Consider the following 25063-nt stretch of genomic DNA (forward strand, 5'->3'; position numbering starts at 1 on the left):
ATGAAAGCCCGCGCCACACCCGAGGCCAAAGCCAAGTTTGCGCTGATACTTGCGATCTTAGAAGACGCTGAGATTTCGGCGTCTGCGAAGACCGTGGCAACCGCATTGCTTTTCAAGTTTCAGAACACCAAAACTGGCCGTTGCAATCCAAGTGTCGCGTCGATCGCTACAGCGGTCGGCCGGCAACGCCGTGCCGTTTTTCCATCTATCGAAGAGCTAAAAAATCGAGGCTGGCTTATCGTGGAGGGCAGCAAAGGCGGCGCTCCCGGTACCACGAATAGCTTCCGGTTTAATCGCCAACGGGTGTTGCACACAGCACCCGTTACGGATGTCGCTCACAACACCCCTACGGATGTCGCGGACGACACGCGTGTCGTGGAACGCACGAAGGGGTGTCGTACACTGCACACGAACCAAGAAGAACCACTCTCTCTTTCAGAGAGAGAGTGTGAGGCGCTTCCTGCCATTGCGAGCGCGCCTTCCGGCGCGTCGCATGAAGAAAAGTTTCAAGAGCTTGTCGCCATCTGGCGAGTGCGACTTTACGGAGTTGGACCGAAAAAGCCAAAAGACGCCTTTAATGCTGTCTGTGATGGCGAAGACCCTGACGAGATTATCGCCAGCGCTGCGCGGTGGGCGGCGGCGGTTAAACCTAGATACCTACCCAAGCTCGAAGACTGGCTGGCGAACGGCGCGTGGCGAAACCTCCCGCCGGCTACAGACAGTCAATGGGGGCGTGGCAAGCGCAGCGCGGCTGACGTTGCCATGGACATGTGCCGCGATGAGTTTGAGCGGGAGGGATACCAATGAGCAAAAAGCTTACAGTCGTCCAGTCAGATATCGCACCCGCCACATCAAAGTTACCGTCCTTCAAGGCGTACAACGACCTGGCGGATACGCTCGATGCTCTGGCGTATCGATATAAAATCCTTGAAGGGCACGTCGAAATTTTTGAGAAACACCCCACAGGCATTAAACGCAGTTATGACCATCTCCCGTGGATTGAAGAGAATCTAGCGGAATTCGACAAAGGCGCTGCTAAACGCATCGCTGAAGCAAACGCTCAATCAGACGCCTTCAACATCGAGATATTGCGAGATGAAGACGGGCTGAAGAAAAGCTGGATCGCTGCGAAAGTTGGCGAACTGGTCGGCAGCTTCCCGCAGGCCAACGTCGCCAATCCCGAAATTTACGTGCCGATGTTGATTAACGAGATCATGGCCGAGGGCTGTCATGACATGGTGATTTTGGAGATGACGGTGCGGTCATTGCGCCAATCATCAAAATTCATCCCGTCGATATCAGAGGTGTTGAAGGAACTGCGGAAAGTTAGCGATGAGTGGGGCCAGCGGTACGATGCTCTCGAATATATCGAAGGGCAGGCCGATGAACTACGGCAGCTCATTGCTGAGGCGAAACTTCTGAGACAGCAAGAAGAGGAGCGCCGCGCGGCTGAAAAACCGAAGCAGGAAGAGCAGCGCCAGGCGGCGCTGTTGGCTGATGAGCAGCGGCTCGCGCGGGAAGCAGAAAGGAAGCTGCCGATCAAAGTTGGCGACAGAGTTTTCGACAGCACGTGGGGGTCGACCGGTACGGTTGCGGAGATAGTGAGCGCGGGCGGCGATTTCCTGATCGATATGTGCTGTATTTACTTGGATGCGCCATTTCTTTTTTATGATGATGACAACCACGATCCCAGAACCACAATCGCTCCATTGGATGACCTGCAGAAACTAATAAAAGGCGACAGAGGTTTCGAACCTGATGGTACCAAAGAAAACAGAAAGCTATGAACCAACAAGTGATCAAGAAAACCGGACATCACTGGGAGCCAGGTCAGTCAGGAAACCCCATGGGCGGCCTGTAGGAGCCCGTCAGCGCATTTCCGAAAAACTACTGGCCGATCTGGCTTCCGTTTGGGAAAGGCACGGAAGGGCGTCCTAGAGCGATTGGCGGTGGACGAACCAGGCAAGCTGGCGCAGATCGCTTACGGTTTGCTTCCGCGCGACATATTTATCGCAGTAGAGACGGCGCTCGTATTCATGCCAACGAGGAAATGATGGCCAATAAACCAGCTAAAAAGCCAGCAGGGACAACTGTGACGCTTGATCCTAACCCTAAGGGCGAACTCAAGGCGCTCGGAGGCAGTCAGGATGACAAGTGGAATCTTTGGCTCGCCAATCTTACGGTAGGGGCCTCGCCATATGCCAGTACAGGCGGTGCCAACGCCGAGGCATCATCAACGGCTCTTTGCCGCGCGATGGCGTCCTTAGCGCCAGCGGACCCGGTTGAGGGCATTATCATCGCTCAATTGCTGGCAGCCAACGAGGCGTCGCTCATGCTCTATCGGAAGGGCTGGGCGCAGCCGCCGGAGTATTTCCAGGCCCGCACGAAATATCTGCAGCTTGCCGACAAGGCGTCGCGAACGGCCTTGATGCTGACTGAGCGGCTCGACCATCACCGCGGGCGCGGGCAGCAGCAGATCGTGGTGAAGCACGTCACCGTCAACGCCGACCAGGCAATGGTCGCGGAAACCATCACCACCGTGCCAGCCCTGCAATCCAGAGCGCAGCCTACCCTCGACCAGATCATTCAGCCGGAGCTCGTCGGGGGTGGCGGGGGGCAGGAAACGAAATGACCGACAACCCCATGCACCGATGCAACGAGGCCCCAAGGTGCTGGGCTAAATCGAAGCGCACCGGGCTCCCCTGCCGATCGCCGGCGGTTACCGGTCATCGCGTCTGTCGTATGCACGGCGCTGGTGGCGGCGCGCCGAAGGGCAAGACGAATGGCAATTTTCGACATGGTGGTCGGACCAACGAGGCCGACGCGGCGGCAAGGTATATGCGGGAATTGCTGCGCCTTGTGCGCGAATTAGATTGAGTGCATATCCCTACAGATTGCCTTGCCCAGGTGCCAAACACTGGTTCGGCCAGGCCCAATGCGTACTGGTCCGAGTCTCGCCACTGTGCAATATGCCGGCCAGGATAGAATCCCGGAGAACGCGAATGCTTGAACTGAGCAAGGAAACGAACGTGGCGCCCGCGGTCGCACCGGCATGGACAGCGGAGGCTGCCTGGTCGGTCTACCGGCTCCCGTTCAATGACCTGCTGTTCAAGGCGCAATCGTTTCATCGGCAGTATTTCGATCCCAACCGCGTGCAGTTGAGCAAGCTTCTCAACATTAAGACCGGCGGTTGTCCGGAGGATTGCGGCTATTGCAGCCAGTCCGCGCACAACGCGACGGGTTTGCCCGCTTCCAAGCTGATGGATGTCGAGAAAATCGTCGCCGAGGCACGCAAGGCCAAAGCCGCCGGCGCGAGCCGCTACTGCATGGGCGCCGCCTGGCGCAATCCGAAGCCGAGGGACATGGACGCCGTCGTTGAAATCGTCAGCGCGGTGAAAGCGCTTGGGCTCGAGACCTGCATGACGCTCGGCATGCTGGATCGCGAACAGTCGGACCGGCTCAGCGCGGCCGGTCTCGATTATTACAATCACAATGTCGATACCTCCGAGCGCTACTATCCGCAGGTCACCTCCACCCGGACATACTCCGATCGGCTCGACACGCTGGAAAACGTCCGCCTGTCCGGCATGAAGGTTTGTTGCGGTGGCATCCTCGGCATGGGCGAGGAGGAAGCCGACCGCGTCGATATGCTGGTGACGCTTGCCAATCTGCCTGAGCCGCCCGAAAGCGTTCCGGTCAACATGCTGATTCCCATTGCCGGTACTCCGCTGGCCAACGCCGCCCCGATCGGGCCGATCGAGTTCGTCAGGATCATTGCGCTGGCGCGGATCATGATGCCGAAATCGCATGTTCGCCTGTCGGCGGGTCGCTCGGCCATGACTGACGAAATGCAGGCGCTCTGCTTTTTCGCAGGCGCCAATTCGATCTTTGTCGGCGATACCTTGCTGACCGCAGGCAACCCGGGAGACCAGGCCGACACAAAACTATTCGATCGGCTGGGATTGCAGCCGGCCTGACGTTGCGCGCTATCCAGTCTGATAAAGGCCCTTGGCCCGCGCCTGGACGGCCAACAAGTACGCCCTATGGGATGCCGGTTATCGCGACAAGATGGGAAAAGGGCCACTCCGGTGCCGGTGCGGCGAGATGTTCGACGCCGGCACGCATGACGAAACGATGGCGCATGTCCAGCATATCACTGGCCGGCGCGCGGGGACCTAAGCGCTTCCGATAAAAGTTTCCTTATAATCTTAGTTGTCTAGACGCTGGCACTCGAACGCTGTAGCCATTTTGCAATTATATTTTGCGCGGCAATACTGAAATGGGCTGGGACTCTTCGCTTGGAAGTGGAAAATGGATTGGTCACTAATCATTCCTCTAATGCTTGTAGGCCTAATTTTGCTATGGCGGCAGTCGAAGCGGGAGGGGGCTGCTAAATCTGCAAGCGCCCGCCTCGAGAGGGATGCTAAGCTTTACGATCGTATCAAAGAGGGGGTGCGGGAGTACGATTTTCGGGGGCGTCAACGGGACTTCTGGAAAGCAAAGGACGCCGAGTTGCTTTTTGAGACTGCACACCTATCAGCTTTTCACGTCGACCACTTTGCGGAGACCCGTATAGGATTCTATTTCAAAGACCTCAACGAATACGGGTTATACGGCTTTTTCGCCGGCAACGATGATGATGTTTACCATAGCTATTATCGCACCGACCGCACGTTTCAGAAGGAAGAGATGCTGCTGACGAATGATGACGATTAGCAACTCCTGTCGCTCAGAAGTTAGCCGTTCCAACTATAATTTGATCCGTCTAGCGCGCTCAAGCGCGTCTTTCTCGGTAAAATCCGTGAAGTACTGTTGTTGTGCAGCCTCGATATAGGCCGCCATCTCGATCAACTCCTTCATCCACGTCCCAGGCACGAAAGCGAAGACGTTCTGCCATCGCCAGACAGAGTGCTCGTTAGACAAATCTTGGCTGATATCCAGACCAAATACACTGTAGCCTTGGTAGGTCAACTCGACCTTGCCATAGGCAAAATAAGTGTCGCCTGACGAATATGGGCGACTACCTTCATCGGTGAAGATCAGTCCGTAGGCGTTGCCGTTATAAGTGAAATAGATCTTGCTAACCGAACCACCTACTTCAGGCAGCCGTTCGACTTCACCTGAAACGTTATTAGCAGGGAATTTTACATACTTCCCAAAATCGTCCCGCTTCGACCAGGATGGCCAGTGTTGGATATGTTCCAAGAGCGTAGGAACGAGCGCCGGCCCCAGTCTGCTTTCGCGAACGATCTGGGTTGCGCGGGCCACCAGCCGCTGTGCCTCCCTGAACCCGGTTCGCTCTGTCGTTTGCAGAGAATTATAAAACGAACGCTGATATGAAAGGATCGCCTGGGCAATGCTCGCCTCTGGCGTCGGCGGCGGCTTCTGGCTCTCTACCGCTACAGGCGGCAGGACGGCCGTTGGCTTCTCTTTTTTCCAGAACATACTCGATCTCCCCGCCATAGTTTGCGACGGAGAATCCAAGAACGCTAGAGCGATATCGGCTCTGACACAGGCGCCATTAGATCAGAACGTAGCTTAACCCCTGCGTAAGCCGCTTTGGTGGCATCGCTGAGCGATGGTCCGGACGGCGGCAGTGGCAACGCGGGCTCGACCCGATCGGCCGAGAGGCTTCATTTTCAGGGCGTTTGGTAGCAATCCGGCAGCAAATGGGGTTGCGAGAAGCGAAAATTTCTTTTCAGTTCAATAGGTTAGCGATCGGCGTTTACCGGTTTAGCAATTCGGTAGCCCATCAATCTGACATCCTGACGCTCAGTTCTCGGTCCTCGTCGTCGGCCGTTCAATTGACCATTCCTCCGCGTCGGCAAGGCGAAACCAATAGCTTGCGATGCTCAACAGGCGGCTCGCATCGTCGGCATCGGCCTGCGCGGCAGCTTGGCGAGTGAATTGGACGGCACGATTCCTAAAGTCGTCGGCTGGGCGCATTACTCACTCCCCCGTCGAGCACGCCGCCGCCCGGGCGGAGTATAATCGCCCAGGCGGCGCCGGCTGATTACTGGGCCCGCAAAATCCCCAGCTAAAATGAGTATGCCTCAACGGGATGGCGGTTCAACAAGGGTTGTATAAAAAGCGAGAGGCCCCACCTGGGGCCTGGGGAGGAGTTGGGTAAGGCCTCTAACGCCTCCACCAACAGGCTTGGCGCGGAATCAGAACCTGCCAGCCCATCGCCAGTTCCATCATGTCCAATGAAAAACCCGCCGAGCTGGGGGGCGCCGGCGGGCTCTTAGTCTTTAGTCGCGGTATGAGTTACGAAGCCCGCTTGATTCTAGGATGGCAGTAGGCGGTTAAATTAAAGTTGCCGCCTGCCTCGCAGCCTGATGCTCGCCCACAGGCTGAGCCTTGCGGCATAAAGGCGGATCAGCTGCATACCGTCCTCCATGCAATGCTGCGCCGCAGGTTGGCCAACCAGACCTCCCGGTGGTTCTCCCATAGCGGGCCAATCGACCGCCACGCCGCATCCGGCAGCTCAGCCAGATAATCTAGCTGGGTCCGGCTATCGTCGGCGGTCGGGGTGCAGGCCGACAGAACCGCTCGCAGGGTGAAGGGTGTCGCCGTCTGGCGGTGGACTGCTATTGCAACTCCGGGCAGCACGTTGACCGGGACAAAGCCGGCAGCGCACAGTTCTATGACGGCGGCAGCATCGAGGTCGCGAGGGTCTGTCATCACAACACCCCACCTGCAAACAGACCGTGGCCACTAAATTGCTCGGTCAGGCCGTCCCGGTCGCCAATGCCGGTGTCGCTGCATTCGCCGGGGTCGCTGTCCTCCGCTGGATCATCGTCCTCGTCGTCCTCCATCGGGCTTGAGCATAGCCGGGTGCCGTCTGGATAGGAGGCGTCCAGCTCGTCGCCGTTTTCCTCCAATTCCCGGCTGACATAATCGTCGGTCTTATCGAGAAACTGGATCAGCCTGTTGATCTCGTCTCTGGCGGCCCTGCGGAGTCGCCCAATGGCTTTGAAGGCGTCCTCGGGGGTGACGGGCGTCGGAAAGTAAAGCCCCTCCACGGGGCTCTCAGGGCTGTTAATAGCGGCTTGGGGTGCAGACGTGTTCGTGGGTGGCGTGCTATGCACGCTGTCAGCCTGGTGCATGTTTCTAAGCCTTTCATGCGCTGGGTTAGAGCCGCGGCGGAAGTGTCCAGCTTCCCCTCGGCTCGTATTTAAGGTAAAACCTCTTTTATGAAAAAGTCAATAAAGGTTGGACCTAAAAAACGAGGTAGGCCGGCCACGGGTAAAGATCCGTTGCTGACCACCCGCGCGCCCCCTGAAACAATCTCAGCGATTGAGGCTTGGGCAAAACACCATGGTGTCAACCGATCAGAAGCCGTTCGACGGCTAATCGACTTGGGGCTGAAAGCGAAAGAGAAATGAACAATAACGAGCGCCGCGACATGAAGTGGATCATCGCCGCCTTTGTGCTGGTGATTGTCTCCGTCGCAATCTCTTTTATGGTTGTCCGTTAAATCCCACCCCCATCGGAGCGCTTTTGCGTGTCCGTTCGCCAACATTACAGCGGCGTAATAATCGCCGGAAAAGCGTTACAGAAGTGGGGAAGTAACGGGGGCGTTGGCCGTTTAGTGCGTACGCGCGACGGCGTCCGGCTGCACGGGTGCCGCAGAACCATCCGCTGAGAGAAATTCGGGCGTTGGTCCGTGATGTGGTGTGTTGGGAGAGGTGAGCCGAAGCTTTAGCAGCCTCTATGCAAAGGACGTCCCTCGGTCTCACTGGAGCAATTGCTCAGCGCGTCGCTGCTGCAGGTATTCTTTGGCATCCGCTCGGAACGCCAACCGATGGAGCAACTCGACTACAATCTGTTGTAGCGCTGGTTCGCGGGCTGTCGTCGGATGACCGGTTCTGGAATCTGACCAGCTTCACGAAGATCCGCGAGGGACTGTAGATCGACGAGATGTACTTGGCCCGCCCTTCAGCCGGGACCACTGCTTGTAGTAGCCGACCCCCGTAAGCGCTGCGATTCCAGCAATAGTTATCACCATTTGCGTCAACAGAGTTCGCGAGGTCGTTACCAGCAACATATAGCCGATAAATGACATAACTATGCCGACGCAGAATACCTCAAGAGAGTGTTGACCGCACACGATTAATGGTCGGAGAATACGCGATCGCAGGCCGGGCCATTCAAATGGGATAAAACGGACTACAAGAATGGCTATGATGCAAAAATGTAATATCCGATGCGGATCAAGATTTGTTTTATCATTTCCACTAAATGCGACCAAAAACCACTCAGGAAAATATGAGCGCCAAAATTCGGAATAGCTTGCTGTTGTTACCATGCATCCGAATATCAGATACGCTAAACATATGATTAAAGTTGTCTTCGAGTGAAGGATGCAACGCAACATTCGAGCCCCCCGGAGCGTGCACCAAGCTCCTAGAAAGAATAAAAATTGCCAAGTGAAAGGATTGAAATACCACACTCCCGACGGATAACCAGGAAGGTTCCAATTGCATCCTCGAGCTATTAAATAGAGCGTGAATGACGCTGAAATAGTAAAGTTCGGCCATCGGAGCACTGACCAGAGGACCGGCGGACACGCCGCTAGCAGGACAACGTAAAGCGGAAGAATGTCGAGATTACGGGGTTTAAAATTCAGTAGTAAGCCCTGTGTCAGCCTAATTACCGGATCATCGTAAAAACCAGCGACGTTGTATTCTTGGAGCAATTGTAGGTGGCCGGAGGTTTTCGCCACCAAATAGACGATGGTTATATAGAAGATCAACAATGCTGCATGAGCAACGTATAACTGTAGGGCGCGCTTGAGCAATTGGGCGGCAGCAAGAGCAAAACCTTTCGTGATCATAAGTTTTGAAAAGACGATGGTAGCTGCATATCCAGCAGTAAAAACGAATAGTTCAGCGGCGTCACTGAAACCGTAATTTCTAGTTGTGAGCCAGATCGCAACATTGTTTGGCATGTGATTTATAAAAATTGCCCAGTTAGCAGCACCACGAAATAGGTCGAGGCGGAGGTCGCGACGTTCAGGTGGAATAGTTGCCTTGATTGTCATCGGATTTCATCCGACTTTCGGGGAGTTGTATTGTGACCCGATCATGAACTGAAGCAAAGCAGTCCGCTGATTTCCTCATACTTTCGGGGGCCGTTTAGGGACCCTGACGTTCTGCTCTTCTAGTTGCTTTAATTACTGCGATAACGAGCAAGAGACGTTCATTCAGCATTGAACGACTAACCCACATTTTGTGGAGGTCAACTTTGCAAGCGGTTTTTAATGAACAATGCCCGAAGTGCATTTTCGTTCAATTAACCAGCAGGTATGCCAAGAAAGAAGCCGTCCATCCGTCAGAAAGCCGAGGCCGTAGGCATCGCAGGCCCAGCGCCGCAAGGAATACCCCTGCGCCATCGGTCCAGCAACACGGCGGCCGCGCCGGGCTTTGTCGCGGCGAGTTGCGCGGACAGCACAACTTTTTTTTTAAAATCAAGATTGAACGCGGACCGGTTCAATTTAGGTCAGTGCCACTGGCTTGTTATTGACTGGACGTACGCTTAGTTAATCGCTGGAACTTGTGATGGCCGGAGATGATAAGATGATCATCAGGCGCAGTAAGTCATGGCACACTCGCTCAACTCTCAGTAAATTGGCGCACGTCATCGAACGGTCCGGCCTTGCTTTAGTTGGAGCTGCCTGTGCGCTGTTCGTCGCCGAAGTAAGTCGCTTCATTGAGCAAATTGGCTCGGGTGAAGCCGTACTTGCCACTGTCATTCTTGGAGCCGCCGGATTCTATCTCGGCATAGATCTGCCTCAGCCTCCCGCTGATTACCGCAGCCGCCTGCCGCAAGTGCATGGCCTAGGCACCAATGCAGATATGGTGGAGTTGCTAACTGCTACCGGCACCTTCTTGACCTCGGCGGCGGCTGTGGTGTCGGTCTCCAGTATCGTGTTAGGCGAAACCGTAAATGCCAGTACAGCTGACATTATTTATTTGAGTTGGGGAGTGGGTGCCACAATGCAAACCGCCGCCGGCATCATCGCTCGAGTAAAGCTAGCCCGAGCAGCAAAATCAGCGAATTCCGCACTCTTTTTCCGGTAAAAGTCGGGATAGATTCGGCAGGAGGAGTAATACGATGCCGCTCTATATGTATCAGGCTTCGTACACAGGAGAATCATGGGCAGCTCAACTGAATAATCCGCAGAACCGAGTTGAATCCGTTGGGCGGCAGGCGAATGAGGCTGTCGGAGGACGGATGATTGGTGGTTGGTATCGCTTAGGCGGCTATGACCTTATTTTAATTGCTGACGTACCCAATGTATAGAGCATGGCCGCCATCGCCGTAGCGATCGCGGCGGGTGGCGCAATAAAGTCCAGCCACACCACCGCATTAATGAGTGGGGCGGAACTCGTGTCAGCCCTGAAGAATTCGGAGGCCTCCATAAAAAGATATAAGCCCGCCCGATAAAAGACAGCGACTTATATCACTCACATACCCACATTCTGATCGAAGGTAAGCGCGGTTCTGCGCCTCCTTTCAAGCTAGCGCTAAATCGATGGACCGTCACCCCGCAACTGCCGCCTGACCGGCTCGGCAGTCGCCAAGATTTGGCGATAGCGCATGTCCCGCATATCACTGGAAGACGCGCCGGTACGTGAGTTCGGGGCAAACATTCCATGGCAAGTATTGGCCATTGGGCCCGATCAGGAATGGAAGCCCACGAAGTATGCTCCATATATCTGGCCTTGACGCTCAGACCGCTCGGAGTATCGTGATTTTGTTAGTTCCGTCCCTGCTGTAACGGTTTCGGGGGTCACCATGGATCAACAACAGAAATGCCACTCGCGTCTTTATGAACAGGCCGCTGATGCTCTCTGTCGAGCACGACGATTGCCCATCGGTCCTGAGCGAAACGACCTGAGACAACTAGCCATGGGCCTAGTTTGGCTGGATAGGGCTGGTTGGATCGAGGATGACGGCCAGCGTTTAGTGCATTGGCCCAGGCCCAGCAGACTTCCATCGCATTTCGCAGGCGGATAGCTGATCAGCCGAGCAGGGCGTCCCGCAGCCGGTTGACCACCGCCGGCGATATCGGATCGTGACTGCGCATGTCGTTCGCCAGATGCCGCTGGCGCGCGAAACTTCACCGGGACAGTCGTGAAGCCATTTTTTGAGCTGCCCAAGTCAAGCCGCAACGGAGCCAGACGATAAAGACGCAGGGAGATGACACGATCGTCGCGAAGTTGCGACAAGTGGATGTCTTGATCTCGCAGAGCCAATCGGTCGCAGACGCGGACCGAGGTGACCTATTGGTCAATTCGTTGACGCCAAGGCCGGATCCAGACGTGTCGACGCCGTCGACGGTATTTTCATTCGGCGAAAATCCCTAGCAGTTTGCTGAAAAATCCCTCGCGGCGGCGTTCATTTCCTGATTCAATTTGGTCGAGAATCGGTGGAGGTCGGCATGCGCGGGACATTCGAGGATCAAGGCGGGCTGTTTTTATATATCTCGCCGGATGCGCGGGTGCCCCAGAACCATCCGCTGAGGAAAGTCCGGGCGCTAGTCCGTGATGTGCTGGGCGAGATGAGCCGCAGCTTTTCCAGCCTCTATGCGAAGGAAGGTCGTCCGTCGATCCCGCCTGAGCAATTGCTCAGCGCGCTGCTGCTGCAGGTGTTCTATGGCATCCGCTCGGAACGCCAACTGATGGAGCAACTGGACTACAATCTATTGTATCGCTGGTTCGTGGGGCTGTCGCCGGACGACCGGGTCTGGAACCCGACCACCTTCACGAAGAACCGCGAGCGACTGCAGAACGGCGACGTGTTCACGAAGTTCATGACCAGGCTTCTGAACCTCGCCGAGGTCAAGGCGCTGTTGTCGGACGAGCATTTCTCGGTGGACGGCACGCTGATCGAAGCCTGGGCTTCCCACAAGAGCTTCCGCCCCAAGGACGGCAGTGACGGCGACGACGGCACCAACTTCCATGGCCAGACCCGCAAGAACGACACCCATGCCTCCACCAGCGATCCCGACAGCCGGCTCTACCGCAAGGCCACCGGCCGCGAGGCCAGGCTCTGCTACATGGGCCATGCCACCATGGAGAACCGCAATGGTCTGGCGGTCGCCGGGATGGTGACGCATGCCAGCGGCACCGCCGAGCGTCGCGCCGCGGAGAAGATGCTCAAGGCCAAGGCCAAACAGGCCGGCCGGCGCATCACCGCCGGCGCGGACAAGGCCTATGACACCGCCGATCATGTCGCCAATCTGCGCGCCATCGAGGTGACGCCGCATGTGACGCAGAACAATACAATCGGCAAGACCGGCCGCAGCCGTCGCAGCGCGATCGACGAGCGAACCACCCGCCACGAGGGCTATGGTATGTCGCAGACACGGCGCGCGATGATCGAATGCATCTTCGGATGGGGCAAGCAACACGGCACGATGCGCAAGACCAAACATCGCGGCATCGGCGCTGTCGCCGCCGACTTCATGCTCAACCTAATCGCCTACAACCTGATCCGCATTCCAAAACTGCTCGCCGCATAGCCTCCACGCCGTCCAGGCGACGACGCGCGACGCCCGATCAGCTAACTACACCACCATCGCGCCTGTCCGCTGGCAAGAAAATAGTCGGATTTTGGGTTTTTCAGCGGACTGCTAGTGGAACCCGGCGCGGTTCAGTCGGATGGACGCGGGGCACCATGTGAACCCCTCCTCACCAGCTATAGCGCACCACGGCCCTGCCGCTGTATTTGGTGGTGCGGTCGGCGAATTCGCCGTCAAACTGCGCGCCCACCGAGATCCTATTGCGGAAGCGGACCTCGGCGCCGACCGAAGCCAGCAGCAGGTCACGCGCCGGCGCGACTCCATAGGTGACGAAGCGGTAGCCGGGCAGTGCTATGAAACTGGCACTGATGCTTGGGTCGGAGTATTCGTCATGCGCCCAGGCCGCACGGCTGCGAAGCGTCAGGATAGAGTCGTTATAGAATGCCTGGCTGGTATCGAACCAGGCACCGAGTTCGGTACGATAGACCGTCGAGGTTCGCGCATCGTAGCTGCGCGCGAAAATCGAGCTGGCGTTCTCGCTGTAGGCCGGCGTGAAGTAGGCCTGGCCCTGCAAAGCGGCATAGGGCGTGATGCCGAACGCCGGCACCATGTAGACCGCGGGAATGCCGAAGCGATAGCCGCCTTCGATACGGCCGCCGATATTGTTAGCCTTGAAGTTGGCCGTCAAACGATCCGAATTGGCGACGCTGAGATACTGGTCGGTGGTGACGTCGTGCCACGCATAGGCCAGCGCCATCGATACATAGGCTGCGTTGAACCGGGTCGAGCTGTAGATCGCCGCCTGCAACATGTCGCTGCGGCCGCCGCCCATGTTGTCCGACAGACCGAAACTGGTGGCGCCGCCGCCGAGCGCGAAGCCCACGGTAGTGTTGGCAAACAGCCGGTAGTCGAGGCCTCCGGCAAAGCCGTAGCTGCGCACGTCGAGGTTATGCAACCCGGCGGTGGTGTCGCCGCCGATGCGGGTCTGGCCGCCATAGGCGGCGCCCCAGATGCCCCAGCGGTCCGGATCGAAGTCGGCACGCCGCGCCGCGTTGAATGCTGCCATCGCCGCGGTGACCTTCACCGGATAGGGTGCCTTGACGATCAGCCCCGGACGGCTCGGGCCGATGCCGCTGCGGTCGCCCGACAGCGTGTCGCCCGGATTCGGGCTGAGCACCAGCGACAGGAACGAGTTCATCGACTGGAAGCCGGATTGCGCAACGCCGGTGCCGACTTCGCCGTTCAGCTGCTGCAACGCCAGCAGCAACTGCGCCGGGGACAAGCTCGAGAGGTTGAGGAAGGCCCGTGCGAAAGTGTCGGGCAGGATGCCGTTATTATTCGCGATGGCGGTGGCGAAGGCCGAATTGATGGCCGCGGTCGTTGCGGCAGTGTTCGCCGGAACGGTGCTCGGCAGCAGCGCCGACGGGGTACAGGCTGCCGTCAGGTTTCGGGTCGCAATGGTATTGGTGTCGAGCGTCACAGCGCCGTTGCGGGCCAGCGTGCTACCGCAGGAGATGATCGCCCCAGTGTTCAGGGTGATGCTGGCGAGCGCCAGAATGTCACCGACGAACGTCGTGGTCGTGCCCAGCGTCGCGGACGTGCCGACGCGCCAATAGACATTGTCTCCGGTGCCGCCGCCGATCACACGCACCGTCGAAGCAGAGGCGGTGGTCAACGTGGTACCTACGTTGAAAATGAAGACTGCATTCGGATTGCCGAGAGCGTTCAATGTCAGCGTGCCGGTCAGGAACGCGGCGGTAGTAAAATTGTAGACCCCCGGCGTCAGCGTCAGGCCGCCGAGGTTGGTGCCGGTCAGGTCGGCGGTGGTCGACCGGGCGGCGATTGTATTGTAGCCGGCGGTCAGATCGATCTGGGCCTGCATTGCCACGGCATCGCCAATGAACGTCGATCCCGGCGGCAGCACGACGCCGGGCGGAAAACCGGTAATTGCGCTACCCGGGCTCACGCCGACGTTGCCGGTCACGATGGTGGTACCAGTATTGGTGACGGTTGAGCCAGCCAAAACCGCGAAATTGGCGGCGGTGCCGAGATTCGGGACCTGCGCATCCGCAGCAGTCGGCATAGCCGCGGCCAGCATAGCGGCCGCGATCAGACCGGGGATTCGGCTGGGCTTTTCGTTGGCTAGTTCCATTTGCCTTAATTCGGTTGGATCAGAAATGACGCAATACCCTTTGAACTGCAGTATTCATCAGCAGGTGCCGCTCCCACTAACGTACCGTATAAAATTAAATAACATACTAGATGATGCAATACTTCTCTTTATTTTCAACCAGACGCGTCTTTTGTTCCGCGAACTGCAGACTGAACCGTCTAGGCTCAGGACCCATTAATTTTCTTGCCGACGGACAGATTGGTTGATTCACTGGTGATGCTGGGAGGCATCGCCATGACTGATTTGTTTCTGCTGACCGCGGCGCAGATGCGCCGTATCGAACCTTATTTTCCGTTGTCGCATGGAATTGCGAGGGTTGATGACCGGCGGGTGATCAGCGGGATCGTCTTCGTCATCAGAAACGGACTTCGCTGGCGCGATGCGCCGCATGAGTATGGCCCCCATAAGACGATCTATAATCGGTTTGTGCGCTGGAGCCGTCTCGGCGTCTTCAACAAGATCTTCGCTGAATTAGCTCGCAAGGCTGGCAAGCCAGCCCGCCTAATGATCGATGCGACGCATCTGAAAGCGCACCGCACCGCCGCATGCCCGGCTGACGACGGCCGAGGGCAAGACGACGGAATGGAAGAGCCAGGCGCTGCGAGCCTATCAACGGCGCACGCTTGCCGCCGATGCGCTGATCGCCAGCACGTATCTGGCCGGCACCAATACCCGCCGGGTGCGTCGCGCGCTGGCGGCGCTGTTCGGCGGCAAGGTCGGCAAGGACGTCGTGAGCCGAACCTGGCGCAAGGTGAAGAGCGACCGGGATGCCTGGAACAGCCGCTCGCTGGCCGAGGAACCGATCGTGCGGCTGATCCTCGACGGCACCGTCGTTCGCGTCCGGCTCGACCGCAAGGCGACCTCGATCTCCCTGCTGGTGGTGCTTGGCGTGCGCGCCGACGGCCAGAAGGTGCTGCTCGCGATCAAGAGCATGGGCGGCGAGAGCGCCGAGGCCTGGCGCACGGTGCTCGGCGATCTCGTCAAGCGTGGGCTCAGGCGTCCCGAACTCCTGATCGTCGATGGGGCGCCGGGGCTCGACAAGGCGATTGCCGCCGTCTGTGACGGCGTGCCAGTGCAACGCTGCACGGTCCACAAGCACAGAAACCTGCTGGCGCATGCCCCGGAGCGCCTTCATGAGGAGATCACCTCTGACTACAACGACATGATCTATGCGGCGACGCCGGAGGAAATCGCGGCTCGCCGCAAGGCCTTCATCCGCAAATGGCGGTTGAAGCTTCGCGCCATTGCCGACAGCCTGGAGGAAGCGGGCGATCGTTTGTTTACGCTTGCGCGCCTGCCACCGAGCCAATGGCGCAGCATCCGCATAACCAATGCGATCGAGCGATTGCACGAGGAGTTCAAGCGGCGGATCAAAACCCAAACCGTGCTGCCATCGGCCGACACTGCCGCGATCATGTTCTGGGCGTTGCTTGCCTCTGGACAGATCAGCATGCGCAAGGTCGATGGCTGGCAGACCCTTGCTACAAAACCCGTCGATCAGACGATTGACCTCGCCGCCTGAAACGATACCTTCATGTTACTCGGAGAACGCGCCAACCAAATTCCAACCACTTTCCGGACTGGACCCCTTTTTCGCATGACCTGCCTTTTCAATGGTTCAACTTAAGTAGCTGGCCAGCAACATGGCAATCCAAACAATGCTCATTTAGTCTTTGCATTCAGCCCGATCTCGACGAGGCAGCAGATCGGCCAGTAATCACAGCTTGACCTGTACGGTCCAAAACGACGCATCGACACTAGTCATATTAGAGTGCGGTTCTGAGTCAGAGGGTGCGTGTGGCCGGAGCCGCCATGTCTCATTGCTAATGTGAACTTCAAGTTCATTGGGCGAAGCAGAAATTACTGTGCCGGGCGCTCGATCATTGCTCGGAAATTCCAGTGCCAGATCGTCGCCTGAACTTATAATTTTTCCTGCGATTGAAATAACGGTGCCGACATGAATATCGGCTCCGTTGACGTAAGCGCTGTGTTGCATCGTTTTCTCCCGTGCCTTTTTGTTGCTGATCGCTCGAGCGCTACGTTGACGAGTCGGCGGATCGCTTCGGGAACCTCTAAAGGCGCATCCGGTAAACCTCAAGGTTGTGCGGCCCGGGCGTTACCGGCCCCCGGGCCTAACCGGCAAGGGGACTGGGGGTCAATCTCGCCGACTCTCGGCAGATTGCTCCGTGGCGCCCGAAGACGCAAGCGTATGCGCAAAAGCGGCCCGATGGAGGGGGGATTTAGCGGACAATCATCGATGAGATTGCGACGGGGACAATAACGTCCACAAAGGCGGCGATGATCCACTTCATGTCGCGGCGCTCGTTCTTGTTCATTTCCCTTTGCCTTCAGCCCGATCTCGACAAGCCGGCTAGTCCGCCCGCGACCCGAACGCGCTCGGGAGAACGCGCCCGGGCCTGACCGGCAGGGATTAATCTTCGTCGTTTACGTCATAGACATGAATGATGCGGCGGGTGTGCGGCTGAAAGACAACGGCTCTCCGGTTGACGACATCGTAGTGATATCCTTCGACGCCGTACTCACGGGGCAACTCGCGCGACCCATGCGGTCCATAGCCGAAACGCTGCCCCGGCGTGAGGTCGCCATAATATTCGTATGAACGAGGACGCTCACGATCCCGGTAGATGTATTCACGAGCAGGCCCTCGTTGCTCGACGGGTATGGACGAAGCCACGATCGCACCAATAACCGCGCCTGCGATAGCTGCACCAGCACGATCGTCCGCATTGGCTTTTGCGGGCATGAGAAGCAAGCCTGCGACCGCAGCAACGTTCATCAATTTTAAGTTCATCGCCATCCCTCGTGTCCCGAATTTTCCGGTTGGGCAAAGTTGAATTGCGATGGTTAACAAAGCGTTGCAAAGCGACTAATGACGGAAATGTTGATCGTCTGGACGGATTGGCCGAGCAGGTTGGCGGCTATTATGACAACTCCGGCGAGGTGCTGTGATGGCAGACCCTCGCCACCTCGACGTTGCCGCCGTCATCGAGTGCGCTGCCGGCTTTGTCCCGGTCAACGTGCTGCCCGGAGTTGCAATAGCAGTCCACCGCCAAACGGCGACACCCTTCACCCTGCGAGCGGTCCTGTTGGCCTGCACCTCGACCACCGACGATAGCCGGACCCAGCTCGATTATATGGCTTAGCTGCCGGATGCTGCGTGGCGGTCGATCGGCCCACTTTGGGAGAGCCACCGGAATGTATGGTTGGCAAACCTGCGGCGCAGCATTGGATGGAGGACGGTATGCGCCTGATCCGGCTTATGGGTGCCTGCTATCGCCTCAAGCTGGCGCGGTGGTTGCTGCAGATCAGCAGCAAGCTGGCTTGGGCGGCGACCACGTTGATGTAACTGCGCCAGCCTGTTCCGGCCTTGCCATAAAGCCCGCCGGTTGCGCCGGCGGGCGACCCCCCCGCTAGGGCTATTGCTAGGTTCAAGCCCGCATAATTTGTTATTTGTTGATCAAAATCAACGGTTTATTAGGAATTTCTGGCGGAAGGGGTGGGATTCGAACCCACGGTACCCTTGCAGGCACGGCGGTTTTCAAGACCGCTGCCTTAAACCACTCGGCCACCCTTCCAGCGTTCATGCGCTTAGCAAAGGGCAGGGCGGAGGGAAAGCGGGGATGTTGCGGGGGATGCCGAATTTGGCCCGGACAAGCGGCACGCGCGCCGTGCTAAAGGGACCATGACGATTCCAAACGAAAGGAGACCGCCATGGCCAATCCCACCCCGCGTGCCGATGCCCTGCGGCAGATGCGCGAGGCCAAGTTCGAAGCCGAACAGAGGCGTCTGAAGCAGGAAACCAGCAAGCCGACCGAGGCGCCGAGGCGCAAGCCGGAGCCGACCGCCGCCGCGGGCGAGGACAAGCCGGCCAAGGCCAAGGCGTCACTGAAGCCGCCCCCGAAGGCCACCGCCCCGGTTGCCGAGCGTGCCGAGATCGCGACCGCAGGCGGCGCCGAGGTTTTCGACGCAGCCCCGGCTGCCAAAGCCAGTGCTGAGCCCAGCGTCAGCAAGACCGCCAAGAAGACGTCCAAGTCAGCCGCGCCGAAAGCGACAGCCAAGAAAGCCGCTACCAAGAAGGCCAAAACGTCGTCCAAATAGCCGCCACGCGCGACGCGGCATTTTCAGATCCAGCGTCGCGACAGACTTTTCACGGGCCCGGCCCGCCGTTGCAACGGACCCGCGATGTCAGCGTGCCGGCGCAGCGCCCGGCAGTGGGGCGCCGCCGACCGAAATGGCGCCGGCCGGAGCCGGAGCCGGGCGCTTGCGCGGCGCGGTGGGCGCGCGGGGGGCAGCGGCCGGCGGTGACGACGCAGCCGTCGGGGCCGCGCCAGGCGCCGGCGTGGCGAGCTGACTCTGCAGAGTATCGATCCGGGCGGTGAGGCCGGCGAGTTGCTCGGACAATCGTTTCAGCTCGGCCTGCTGGCTGGCCAGCAATTGCGTGGCGGATTGCAGCGAGGCGGCCGTCTGGGCCTGAAACGCCACGAACTCCGTTGCGGCGACGGAATCGCCTACACTTGCGGTCGAGGCGGGGGATTTGGCCGAGGAGCCATCCGTGGGCTGGTCGCTCAGACTGAGCCAGCCGAACACCGCGGCGGCGCCGAGAACCACGAGCACGACTGCCAGCACAACGCCTTTTCGGGATCTGCCGCCGCCCAGTTGCAAGAGCGGGGGTCCAACGTCGATGGGGTCGGCCACAGGCTACTCACTTCGCTTTTCGAGATACTCGTCTCTTGCTGTCATAATTAGCCGAGCGCTCCGCCACAATGGTAAATCACGGCGCCAGGCCATGCTTGCGGGCGTGTGGCCTAGCCGGACTTGTTGATCTTCTTGATCTTGGCCTCAGCCGCCTCGATCGAGGTTGCCAGTTCGAGAATCGCTTTCGAGAGCAGGTCTGCGGCTTCCTTCGGGTCCTGCGACTTGGCAGCCCGCAGCGCATAGTTCTTGGCGGATGATAGCGACATCGGTCGGTCCTTGCAGGCGCTGACGGTGTGTCGGCGTAACTGAAGCTAGCAATGCGCGCGGCATAAAGGAATATTCCCCGCGGGAAGATGCGAGCCGCTCGGCTGCCATCTAGCTTTTGCCCAGATCCGCCGCTATATCTGAATTGTCGAAAGACGATGGCGCTGAAACTCATAGCGGACTGCGGACAGACCCGGGGGCAGTACCCGGCGCCTCCACCTCAGCAGCTCACGTCTCACTTGGGTGAGGCGATTCTGGCCGAAAGGCGGGATGTAAGTGCTGTTCAGGCGGGGGCGAAATAGGATCGATGGTCGCAAAGAAGGTATGAATTGTTCCCGGCATGATACCGCCGTTATCGGGTCAAAACCTAAATGCAAACGATAACGTTCGCATGAACGAAGTGCGCCTCGCGGCGTAACCGTTCGGGGTTGGTCCACCTTGCAACAGAACGGCCAGGGCCGCGTCAACCTTCGGGTTGGCGCGGCTTTTTCGTTTCTGCGAACGGTGTCAGCGCACCTTTTTTGCTACCAGAGACTTATCTCGACCGTTTCATGCAACCTTCGCGGGGGGCTGCCCGTTGCTTCCGTGAAACGAGGGACTTGCAATGACCATCTGGCCAACATCGGCGAATATCGTTCCGATCGGACGTCGCGCGTACTGCTTGCAGAACGCGGCCTATGATCTGCGGCAGCATGCCATCGAAGGCGGCAATATCGAGGGTTGGCGACTGGCCCGCCGGATGCGCGACGCGGATACGCTGCATCAGTACAGGGTTGTCGAGCGCGAACTTAAAATCTATCTACAACGCCATTCGCTCAGCCTTTCGGATGTTGCCTGAAGTCTAGCCGGGCCTGACCGAACGACCGTTCGTCATTCCAGCGCGGCATGCGTTGCGGGTGTTTTACTCCGACCATCATCCGGCAAGGGCAGGGGCGATCCGCTCGCCGGCGATCGCGCGGTCGATGGCGTCCACCAGCGACTGGATTTCGATAAAACGGTTGCGGGCGCGCTCGGCCTTGTCGCGGTCGAACGGCGCCGCCAGCACCTTTGCAAAGCCGTCGCGGTCCTCGACCATGCGCTCGCGCGCCTTCATCAATGTCGTCAGCCGTTCGTTCATCGCTGGCTCCTGTGGGATTGAAACAAACGGCGCGTGCCGCGGGACACTACCGAGTAGCTTGATTCGGCGGCGTCCGGCCGGTCAGCTTTCATTTACCATACTTGCCTCAGCCGCATTTCCGCCGTGATTGATCCGCGATATCTTCATGACTTGATGCGGTTGTGGGGTCGTATCGAGATTTGCGGATCGCGCACGCCCGAGTGGGCAGCCGGCCGCCGGAATGGTATTGGGGCTTATGGGGATTCGTGAATCATATCGGCTGAGGCGTGCCGCACGGGCGGCTGCGGCCGTCGGTGCCTGCCTGGCGCTCGCCAATTGCGCGTCCTCAGGCAAGATGAGCAAGCTCGACCCGAAATATGGCGTTTCCACCAGCCCGCGCGTGGTTGCGGCTGGGGAACCCGTGCCGAAGGGCGGCGGCACCTATCGGATCGGCAAGCCCTATACGGTGGCCGGCCGCACCTATGTGCCGGAAGAAGACGTCAATTATCGCGCCGAAGGCATGGCCTCGTGGTATGGCGACGCTTTCCACGGCCGCCTGACCGCCAACGGCGAGGTGTTCGACATGGCCTCGCTGACCGCCGCGCATCCGACGCTGCCGATCCCGTCCTATGCGCGCGTCACCAACATCAGCAATGGCAAGTCGCTGATCGTGCGCGTCAATGACCGCGGCCCGTATCACGGCAACCGCCTGATCGACGTCTCCAACCGCGCCGCCGACCTGCTGGAATTCAAGGGCCACGGCATTGCCCGCGTGCGCGTCGAATATGTCGGCCGCGCGCCGCTGGAAGGCTCCGACGACCGCCAGCTGGTGGCCACCCTGCGCACCGGCGAGCCGGCGCCGTCGCCCTCGATGGTCCGCGTCGCCTCCGCGCGCTCCTTCGTGCCGGACATGCCGACGCCGGGTCGCGTTGCCCGCGGCGACGTTCCGATGCCCGAGGGACGGCCGTATTCGCTGGGTCACACCTCGGCCGATGTGGCGTCGATCAATGCGACGTCGGAAATGTCCGCCTCGGGCCGCGTCCGCGCCAATCCCCGCATGGTCGAGAATCGCCGCGCGGTGTCTTACGAGAACGACAGCCGCTATGCCGCGCCGGAGCCGGCCAATGAGCGGGCGCCGGCCGACGAGGCCCGCGATATCCTGTCCGGCCGCGGGCTTTATTGATCCCGATACCGTGACGAAGCAGGGTCGATTGACCCTGCCGCTTGCGTTGTTTGCCCGGGATGTTGCTGGTAAGACGTTGGGCCTGCAGGACACCTCATGGCACCGACCATCACCGCGCTTTTCCCGTTTCCGACTGCGCTCTCGCGCTGGCGCTTCCTGCTGACCGGCCTGCTTGCAGCCGGTCTGCTGTTGTCGGGGGCGGCCTATGCTGCGAATCAAAGCGTGCAGGGCGCCAGGAAGGCAGTGGAAGACGGCGGCTACGACACCGACGCGCCGACCGCGATCTTGATCGAGGCGAGTTCCGGCAGCGTGTTGTTCGAGAAGAACGCCGATGAACTGCGCCAGCCTTCCAGCATGGCCAAGTTGATGACCGCCGAGCTGGTGTTCAGCATGGTGGCGCGCGGCGACATCAAGCTGACCGACGAATACCGCGTCAGCGAGAACGCCTGGCGCAAGGGAGGCGCGCCGGCCGGCGGCGCGACCATGTTCGCCGCGCTGAAGAGCGCGGTGCCGGTCAGCGATCTCCTGCGCGGCATGATCGTGCAGAGCGGTAATGATTCCGGCATGATCCTGGCCGAAGGCATCAGCGGCAGCGAAAAGGCCTTTGCGGAGAAGATGACCGCGCGCGCGCGCGAGCTCGGCCTGACGAAGTCGAATTTCGTCAATTCCAACGGCCTGCCGGATCCCGACAACAAAATGTCGGTGCGCGAGATGAGCCGCCTGACGCGGCACATGATCCAGACCTATCCGGAATTCTACAAGCTCTACGCCGAGCGCGAATTCACCTGGAACAAGATCCGCCAGACCAACCGCAATCCGCTGCTTGCGACGCTGGAAGGCGCCGACGGGCTGGTCACCGGCTATACCAAGGAGGGCGGCTACGGCATGGCCGCCTCCGCGGTGCAGAACGGCATGCGGCTGATCGTGGCGATCAACGGCATGGACGATCCCGACGACCGCGTCACCGAAGCCAAGAAGCTGCTGGAGTGGGGGTTCAAGAACTTCGAGGCGCGCGCGCTGTTCGCGGCCAACCAGCCGGTCGGCTACGCCAAGGTGTTTGGCGGCGACGCCGGCTCGGTGGCGCTCGCCAGCAAGGAGCCGGTCAAGGTGATGGTGCAGAAGAACGGCAGCGACAAATTGATCGCGCGCATCGTCTATAATGGCCCGGTGCGAGCGCCGGTCGAGGCCGGCCGACCGGTCGGCATTATTCGCGTGATGCGCGGCTCCAATGTCGCGGTGGAGACGCCGATCTATGCCGCGGAGGCCGTCGGCACCGGCTCGCTGACGCAACGCGCGATCGACGGCGCCAGCGAATTGGCAGTCGGCCTGTTCCGCGCCGGCGTCGCGAAGCTGTGACGATGATGGATGCCCAATGCGCCGCTTCGCGCGGCCGCTTCATCTCCTTCGAAGGCGGTGAAGGCGCCGGCAAGTCGACGCAGATCCGGCTGCTCGCCGACCGGCTCGACGCCGCCGGCATTCGCGCCATCGTCACCCGCGAGCCCGGCGGTTCGCCCGGTGCCGAAATCATCCGCCATGTCGTGCTGTCCGGCATGGGCAAGCTGCTCGGCGCCGAAGCCGAAACCCTGCTGTTTGCCGCCGCGCGCGACGACCATGTCCACGCCGTGATCGAGCCGGCGCTGGCGCAGGGCGTCTGGGTTTTGTGCGACCGCTTTTCGGATTCGACGCGCGCCTATCAGGGCCAGTTGGGCTCCGTCCCGCCTGCGCTGCTCAACGCCATGGAGCGCGTCACCATCGGCGGCCTCAAGCCGGACCTCACCATCATTCTCGACGTCCCCGTCGAGATCGGCATGCAACGCGCCGCCGCGCGCCGCGGGCAGGGCACCCCGGATCGCTTCGAGGCCGAGGGCGTGCTGTTTCACCAGCAGCTGCGCGAGGCGTTTCGACTGATCGCCGTCAACGCCCCGCAACGCTGCGTGCTGATCGATGCCAATACCGACGCCGACATCGTTGCCGGCAAAATCTGGGCGACGCTGACCGAGCGGCTGCTTACCCAACCCGAGACCGTATCCGCATGAGCGCCGCCCGCACCAGTGAGCCGCAGGTGGCCGTGCCGCTGCCGCGCGAGACCACCGCTCTGTTCGGCCATCACACCGCCGAGCAGACGCTGCTGGATGCCTATCGCGGCGGGCGCATTCCGCATGCCTGGCTGATGTCCGGCGCGCAGGGCATCGGCAAGGCGACGCTGGCCTACCGGATGGCGCGCTTCGTGCTCGCAAATTCCGATCCGCTATCTGCCAAGGTGCAGGCGGCCACGACGCTTGAGATCGACCCGTTGCATCCGGTGACCCGCCAGGTCGCGTCCGGTGCCCATGGCGGGCTGCTGGTGCTGGAGCGCACCGTCAACGAGAAGGGCGTGATGCCGACCTTCGTCGCCGTCGGCGAGGTCCGCAAGACCGTGCCGTTCTTCGGCTCGACCGCGGCGGTCGATGGCTGGCGGGTGTGCATCGTCGATACCGTCGACGAGATGAACGCCAATGCCGCCAACGCGCTTTTGAAGGTGCTTGAGGAGCCGCCGCAGCGCTCGCTTTTCCTGCTGCTCTCCAGTTCGCCCGCGCGGCTGCTGCCGACCATCCAGTCGCGCTGCCGAAAGCTCGCGCTCCGGCCGCTGGCCATCGACGACGTCGTCCATGCCGCCGCGCTGGCCGGCGGGATGGACCAGCACGATCCTCTGCTGGAAGAGGCCGCACAGGCGGCCGAGGGGTCGGTGTCGCGGGCGATCAACCTGCTTGGCGGCGGCGCACTGAAACTGCACCAGCGCACTTCTGCCCTGCTCGATACGCTGCCGCATGTCGATCCGCGCGAACTGCACGCGCTGGGCGATGCGCTCGGCGGCAGCGACCGCGCGATCCTGGCGGCCTTCGTCGACAGCGTCGATCGCTGGGTCGGCGAGCAGATGCGGTCCGACGGCGCCCATGCCAACGCCAACCTGCCGCGTCTTGCGCGGCTGGCGGAGGTATGGGAAAAGATCAACCGTGCCGCGCGCGAGACCGAATCCTACAATCTCGAGCGAAAACCGCTGGTTTTCTCGGTGTTCGGGCTTCTCGCGGAAGCAGTGCGCTGATCTCGGCGCGCCGCTCC

The 25063-nt window shown here is 59.8% G+C and carries 23 protein-coding genes, 1 tRNA gene, 1 other RNA gene and 3 pseudogenes; 18 read left to right on the forward strand and 10 right to left on the reverse strand.

Annotation, left to right across the window (positions count from 1 at the left end; genetic code table 11):
• From FIU28_RS14395 to FIU28_RS14415, 5 genes are all read left to right on the forward strand, one after another.
• Complete coding sequence (locus FIU28_RS14395) at window positions 1-807, forward strand: hypothetical protein (protein WP_143573938.1); 807 nt, start codon at window positions 1-3, stop codon at window positions 805-807.
• Window positions 804-1787 carry a hypothetical protein gene (locus tag FIU28_RS14400; protein WP_143573939.1) on the forward strand — a complete coding sequence of 328 codons (984 nt, stop codon included), beginning with the start codon at window positions 804-806 and terminating at the stop codon, window positions 1785-1787. The genes FIU28_RS14395 and FIU28_RS14400 overlap by 4 nt, the downstream gene beginning before the upstream one ends.
• A 266-nt stretch (window positions 1788-2053) precedes the next feature.
• Window positions 2054-2632 carry a hypothetical protein gene (locus FIU28_RS14405; protein ID WP_143573940.1) on the forward strand — a complete coding sequence of 193 codons (579 nt, stop codon included), beginning with the start codon at window positions 2054-2056 and terminating at the stop codon, window positions 2630-2632.
• Between the two features lie 370 nt (window positions 2633-3002).
• Complete coding sequence (gene bioB / locus FIU28_RS14410) at window positions 3003-3977, forward strand: biotin synthase BioB (protein WP_143573941.1); 975 nt, start codon at window positions 3003-3005, stop codon at window positions 3975-3977.
• A gap of 334 nt (window positions 3978-4311) precedes the next feature.
• A complete protein-coding gene (locus FIU28_RS14415) occupies window positions 4312-4716 on the forward strand; it encodes a hypothetical protein (protein WP_143573942.1) in 405 nt (134 codons plus the stop codon).
• Window positions 4717-4749: 33 nt separating this feature from the next.
• On the opposite strand, the gene FIU28_RS14420 is transcribed toward FIU28_RS14415, so the two are convergent.
• The 3 genes from FIU28_RS14420 to FIU28_RS14425 form a co-directional block, all read right to left on the reverse strand.
• Entirely contained in the window at window positions 4750-5445 is a 696-nt protein-coding gene (locus tag FIU28_RS14420) for a hypothetical protein (protein ID WP_143573943.1), read from the reverse strand.
• Between the two features lie 327 nt (window positions 5446-5772).
• Window positions 5773-5946 (reverse strand): hypothetical protein, encoded by a 174-nt coding sequence (locus tag FIU28_RS26450; RefSeq protein WP_168202947.1) that lies wholly within the window; start codon window positions 5944-5946, stop codon window positions 5773-5775.
• A 737-nt stretch (window positions 5947-6683) separates the two neighbouring features.
• Complete coding sequence (locus FIU28_RS14425) at window positions 6684-7025, reverse strand: hypothetical protein (protein ID WP_143573944.1); 342 nt, start codon at window positions 7023-7025, stop codon at window positions 6684-6686.
• A 601-nt stretch (window positions 7026-7626) separates the two neighbouring features.
• Between FIU28_RS14425 and FIU28_RS26980 the strand changes: the two are divergent.
• Window positions 7627-7911, forward strand: a pseudogene (locus FIU28_RS26980) (transposase); the annotation flags it as partial.
• Here the strand turns inward: FIU28_RS26980 and FIU28_RS14435 are convergent.
• Complete coding sequence (locus FIU28_RS14435) at window positions 7889-9046, reverse strand: OpgC domain-containing protein (protein ID WP_143573945.1); 1158 nt, start codon at window positions 9044-9046, stop codon at window positions 7889-7891. The pseudogene FIU28_RS26980 and the gene FIU28_RS14435 overlap by 23 nt on opposite strands.
• Window positions 9047-9563: 517 nt before the next feature.
• On the opposite strand from FIU28_RS14435, the gene FIU28_RS14440 reads away from it, so the two are divergent.
• The 3 genes from FIU28_RS14440 to FIU28_RS14450 all read left to right on the forward strand — a co-directional run bounded on the left by FIU28_RS14440 (window position 9564) and on the right by FIU28_RS14450 (window position 12532).
• Complete coding sequence (locus FIU28_RS14440; RefSeq protein WP_246660685.1) at window positions 9564-10085, forward strand: hypothetical protein; 522 nt, start codon at window positions 9564-9566, stop codon at window positions 10083-10085.
• 34 nt (window positions 10086-10119) lie between these two features.
• Entirely contained in the window at window positions 10120-10308 is a 189-nt protein-coding gene (locus FIU28_RS14445) for a GYD domain-containing protein (protein ID WP_143573946.1), read from the forward strand.
• A 1141-nt stretch (window positions 10309-11449) separates the two neighbouring features.
• A complete protein-coding gene (locus FIU28_RS14450) occupies window positions 11450-12532 on the forward strand; it encodes an IS5 family transposase (protein WP_143573947.1) in 1083 nt (360 codons plus the stop codon).
• A 169-nt stretch (window positions 12533-12701) separates the two neighbouring features.
• Here the strand turns inward: FIU28_RS14450 and FIU28_RS14455 are convergent, their stop codons facing one another.
• Entirely contained in the window at window positions 12702-14684 is a 1983-nt protein-coding gene (locus FIU28_RS14455; RefSeq protein ID WP_143573948.1) for an ice-binding family protein, read from the reverse strand.
• A 255-nt stretch (window positions 14685-14939) separates the two neighbouring features.
• Here FIU28_RS14455 and FIU28_RS26985 point away from each other — a divergent pair.
• Together FIU28_RS26985 and FIU28_RS14465 are read left to right on the forward strand one after the other, a co-directional pair.
• Window positions 14940-15251 (forward strand): annotated as a pseudogene (locus FIU28_RS26985) (transposase); the annotation flags it as partial.
• Window positions 15247-16227 (forward strand): annotated as a pseudogene (locus FIU28_RS14465) (IS256 family transposase); the annotation flags it as partial. The pseudogenes FIU28_RS26985 and FIU28_RS14465, both read left to right, overlap by 5 nt.
• Window positions 16228-17136: 909 nt before the next feature.
• Here the strand turns inward: FIU28_RS14465 and FIU28_RS14470 are convergent.
• Window positions 17137-17523, reverse strand: coding sequence for a hypothetical protein (locus FIU28_RS14470; RefSeq protein ID WP_143573949.1), 387 nt, complete (start codon window positions 17521-17523; stop codon window positions 17137-17139).
• Between the two features lie 688 nt (window positions 17524-18211).
• Window positions 18212-18301: transfer RNA gene (locus FIU28_RS14475), tRNA-Ser, on the reverse strand.
• Window positions 18302-18437: 136 nt separating this feature from the next.
• On the opposite strand from FIU28_RS14475, the gene FIU28_RS14480 reads away from it, so the two are divergent.
• Entirely contained in the window at window positions 18438-18824 is a 387-nt protein-coding gene (locus FIU28_RS14480) for a hypothetical protein (protein WP_143573950.1), read from the forward strand.
• A gap of 87 nt (window positions 18825-18911) precedes the next feature.
• Here the strand turns inward: FIU28_RS14480 and FIU28_RS14485 are convergent, their stop codons facing one another.
• The gene (locus FIU28_RS14485; protein WP_143573951.1) at window positions 18912-19352 is read right to left on the reverse strand and encodes a SlyX family protein; all 441 of its coding nucleotides are present in this window, start codon (window positions 19350-19352) and stop codon (window positions 18912-18914) included.
• Window positions 19353-19531: 179 nt separating this feature from the next.
• Window positions 19532-19687 carry a hypothetical protein gene (locus FIU28_RS26455; protein WP_168202948.1) on the reverse strand — a complete coding sequence of 52 codons (156 nt, stop codon included), beginning with the start codon at window positions 19685-19687 and terminating at the stop codon, window positions 19532-19534.
• 106 nt (window positions 19688-19793) lie between these two features.
• Here FIU28_RS26455 and ssrA point away from each other — a divergent pair.
• Window positions 19794-20145: a transfer-messenger RNA gene (gene ssrA / locus FIU28_RS14490) on the forward strand.
• Window positions 20146-20289: 144 nt separating this feature from the next.
• Window positions 20290-20523, forward strand: coding sequence for a hypothetical protein (locus tag FIU28_RS14495; protein WP_143573952.1), 234 nt, complete (start codon window positions 20290-20292; stop codon window positions 20521-20523).
• A gap of 75 nt (window positions 20524-20598) precedes the next feature.
• Here FIU28_RS14495 and FIU28_RS14500 read toward each other — a convergent pair whose 3' ends face one another.
• A complete protein-coding gene (locus tag FIU28_RS14500) occupies window positions 20599-20802 on the reverse strand; it encodes a hypothetical protein (protein ID WP_143573953.1) in 204 nt (67 codons plus the stop codon).
• A 235-nt stretch (window positions 20803-21037) separates the two neighbouring features.
• Between FIU28_RS14500 and FIU28_RS14505 the strand changes: the two genes are divergently transcribed.
• The 4 genes from FIU28_RS14505 to FIU28_RS14520 all read left to right on the forward strand — a co-directional run bounded on the left by FIU28_RS14505 (window position 21038) and on the right by FIU28_RS14520 (window position 25046).
• Window positions 21038-21964, forward strand: coding sequence for a septal ring lytic transglycosylase RlpA family protein (locus FIU28_RS14505; RefSeq protein WP_143573954.1), 927 nt, complete (start codon window positions 21038-21040; stop codon window positions 21962-21964).
• A 96-nt stretch (window positions 21965-22060) separates the two neighbouring features.
• Window positions 22061-23320 (forward strand): D-alanyl-D-alanine carboxypeptidase family protein, encoded by a 1260-nt coding sequence (locus tag FIU28_RS14510; RefSeq protein WP_143573955.1) that lies wholly within the window; start codon window positions 22061-22063, stop codon window positions 23318-23320.
• Between the two features lie 2 nt (window positions 23321-23322).
• A complete protein-coding gene (tmk, locus tag FIU28_RS14515; protein ID WP_143573956.1) occupies window positions 23323-24000 on the forward strand; it encodes a dTMP kinase in 678 nt (225 codons plus the stop codon).
• Window positions 23997-25046, forward strand: coding sequence for a DNA polymerase III subunit delta' (locus FIU28_RS14520; RefSeq protein WP_143573957.1), 1050 nt, complete (start codon window positions 23997-23999; stop codon window positions 25044-25046). The genes tmk and FIU28_RS14520 overlap by 4 nt, the downstream gene beginning before the upstream one ends.
• Window positions 25047-25063 lie beyond the last annotated feature (17 nt).

The sequence above is a fragment of the Tardiphaga sp. vice154 genome (genome assembly GCF_007018645.1).
Classification (GTDB): domain Bacteria; phylum Pseudomonadota; class Alphaproteobacteria; order Rhizobiales; family Xanthobacteraceae; genus Tardiphaga.

Excerpts from the sequence above, each read along its gene's own strand:
- FIU28_RS14400 (WP_143573939.1), top strand. The coding sequence starts at position 804 with ATGAGCAAAAAGCTTACAGTCGTCCAGTCAGATATCGCACCCGCCACA.
- FIU28_RS14435 (WP_143573945.1), bottom strand. The coding sequence starts at position 9,046 with ATGACAATCAAGGCAACTATTCCACCTGAACGTCGCGACCTCCGCCTC.
- FIU28_RS14455 (WP_143573948.1), bottom strand. The coding sequence starts at position 14,684 with ATGGAACTAGCCAACGAAAAGCCCAGCCGAATCCCCGGTCTGATCGCG.
- FIU28_RS14395 (WP_143573938.1), top strand. The coding sequence starts at position 1 with ATGAAAGCCCGCGCCACACCCGAGGCCAAAGCCAAGTTTGCGCTGATA.
- FIU28_RS14450 (WP_143573947.1), top strand. The coding sequence starts at position 11,450 with ATGCGCGGGACATTCGAGGATCAAGGCGGGCTGTTTTTATATATCTCG.
- FIU28_RS14440 (WP_246660685.1), top strand. The coding sequence starts at position 9,564 with ATGGCCGGAGATGATAAGATGATCATCAGGCGCAGTAAGTCATGGCAC.
- FIU28_RS14505 (WP_143573954.1), top strand. The coding sequence starts at position 21,038 with ATGGGGATTCGTGAATCATATCGGCTGAGGCGTGCCGCACGGGCGGCT.
- FIU28_RS14500 (WP_143573953.1), bottom strand. The coding sequence starts at position 20,802 with ATGAACGAACGGCTGACGACATTGATGAAGGCGCGCGAGCGCATGGTC.
- FIU28_RS14480 (WP_143573950.1), top strand. The coding sequence starts at position 18,438 with ATGGCCAATCCCACCCCGCGTGCCGATGCCCTGCGGCAGATGCGCGAG.
- FIU28_RS26450 (WP_168202947.1), bottom strand. The coding sequence starts at position 5,946 with ATGCGCCCAGCCGACGACTTTAGGAATCGTGCCGTCCAATTCACTCGC.
- FIU28_RS14420 (WP_143573943.1), bottom strand. The coding sequence starts at position 5,445 with ATGTTCTGGAAAAAAGAGAAGCCAACGGCCGTCCTGCCGCCTGTAGCG.
- FIU28_RS14415 (WP_143573942.1), top strand. The coding sequence starts at position 4,312 with ATGGATTGGTCACTAATCATTCCTCTAATGCTTGTAGGCCTAATTTTG.
- FIU28_RS14470 (WP_143573949.1), bottom strand. The coding sequence starts at position 17,523 with ATGGCGATGAACTTAAAATTGATGAACGTTGCTGCGGTCGCAGGCTTG.
- FIU28_RS14510 (WP_143573955.1), top strand. The coding sequence starts at position 22,061 with ATGGCACCGACCATCACCGCGCTTTTCCCGTTTCCGACTGCGCTCTCG.
- FIU28_RS14405 (WP_143573940.1), top strand. The coding sequence starts at position 2,054 with ATGGCCAATAAACCAGCTAAAAAGCCAGCAGGGACAACTGTGACGCTT.
- bioB (WP_143573941.1), top strand. The coding sequence starts at position 3,003 with ATGCTTGAACTGAGCAAGGAAACGAACGTGGCGCCCGCGGTCGCACCG.
- tmk (WP_143573956.1), top strand. The coding sequence starts at position 23,323 with ATGATGGATGCCCAATGCGCCGCTTCGCGCGGCCGCTTCATCTCCTTC.
- FIU28_RS14520 (WP_143573957.1), top strand. The coding sequence starts at position 23,997 with ATGAGCGCCGCCCGCACCAGTGAGCCGCAGGTGGCCGTGCCGCTGCCG.
- FIU28_RS14495 (WP_143573952.1), top strand. The coding sequence starts at position 20,290 with ATGACCATCTGGCCAACATCGGCGAATATCGTTCCGATCGGACGTCGC.
- FIU28_RS26455 (WP_168202948.1), bottom strand. The coding sequence starts at position 19,687 with ATGTCGCTATCATCCGCCAAGAACTATGCGCTGCGGGCTGCCAAGTCG.
- FIU28_RS14445 (WP_143573946.1), top strand. The coding sequence starts at position 10,120 with ATGCCGCTCTATATGTATCAGGCTTCGTACACAGGAGAATCATGGGCA.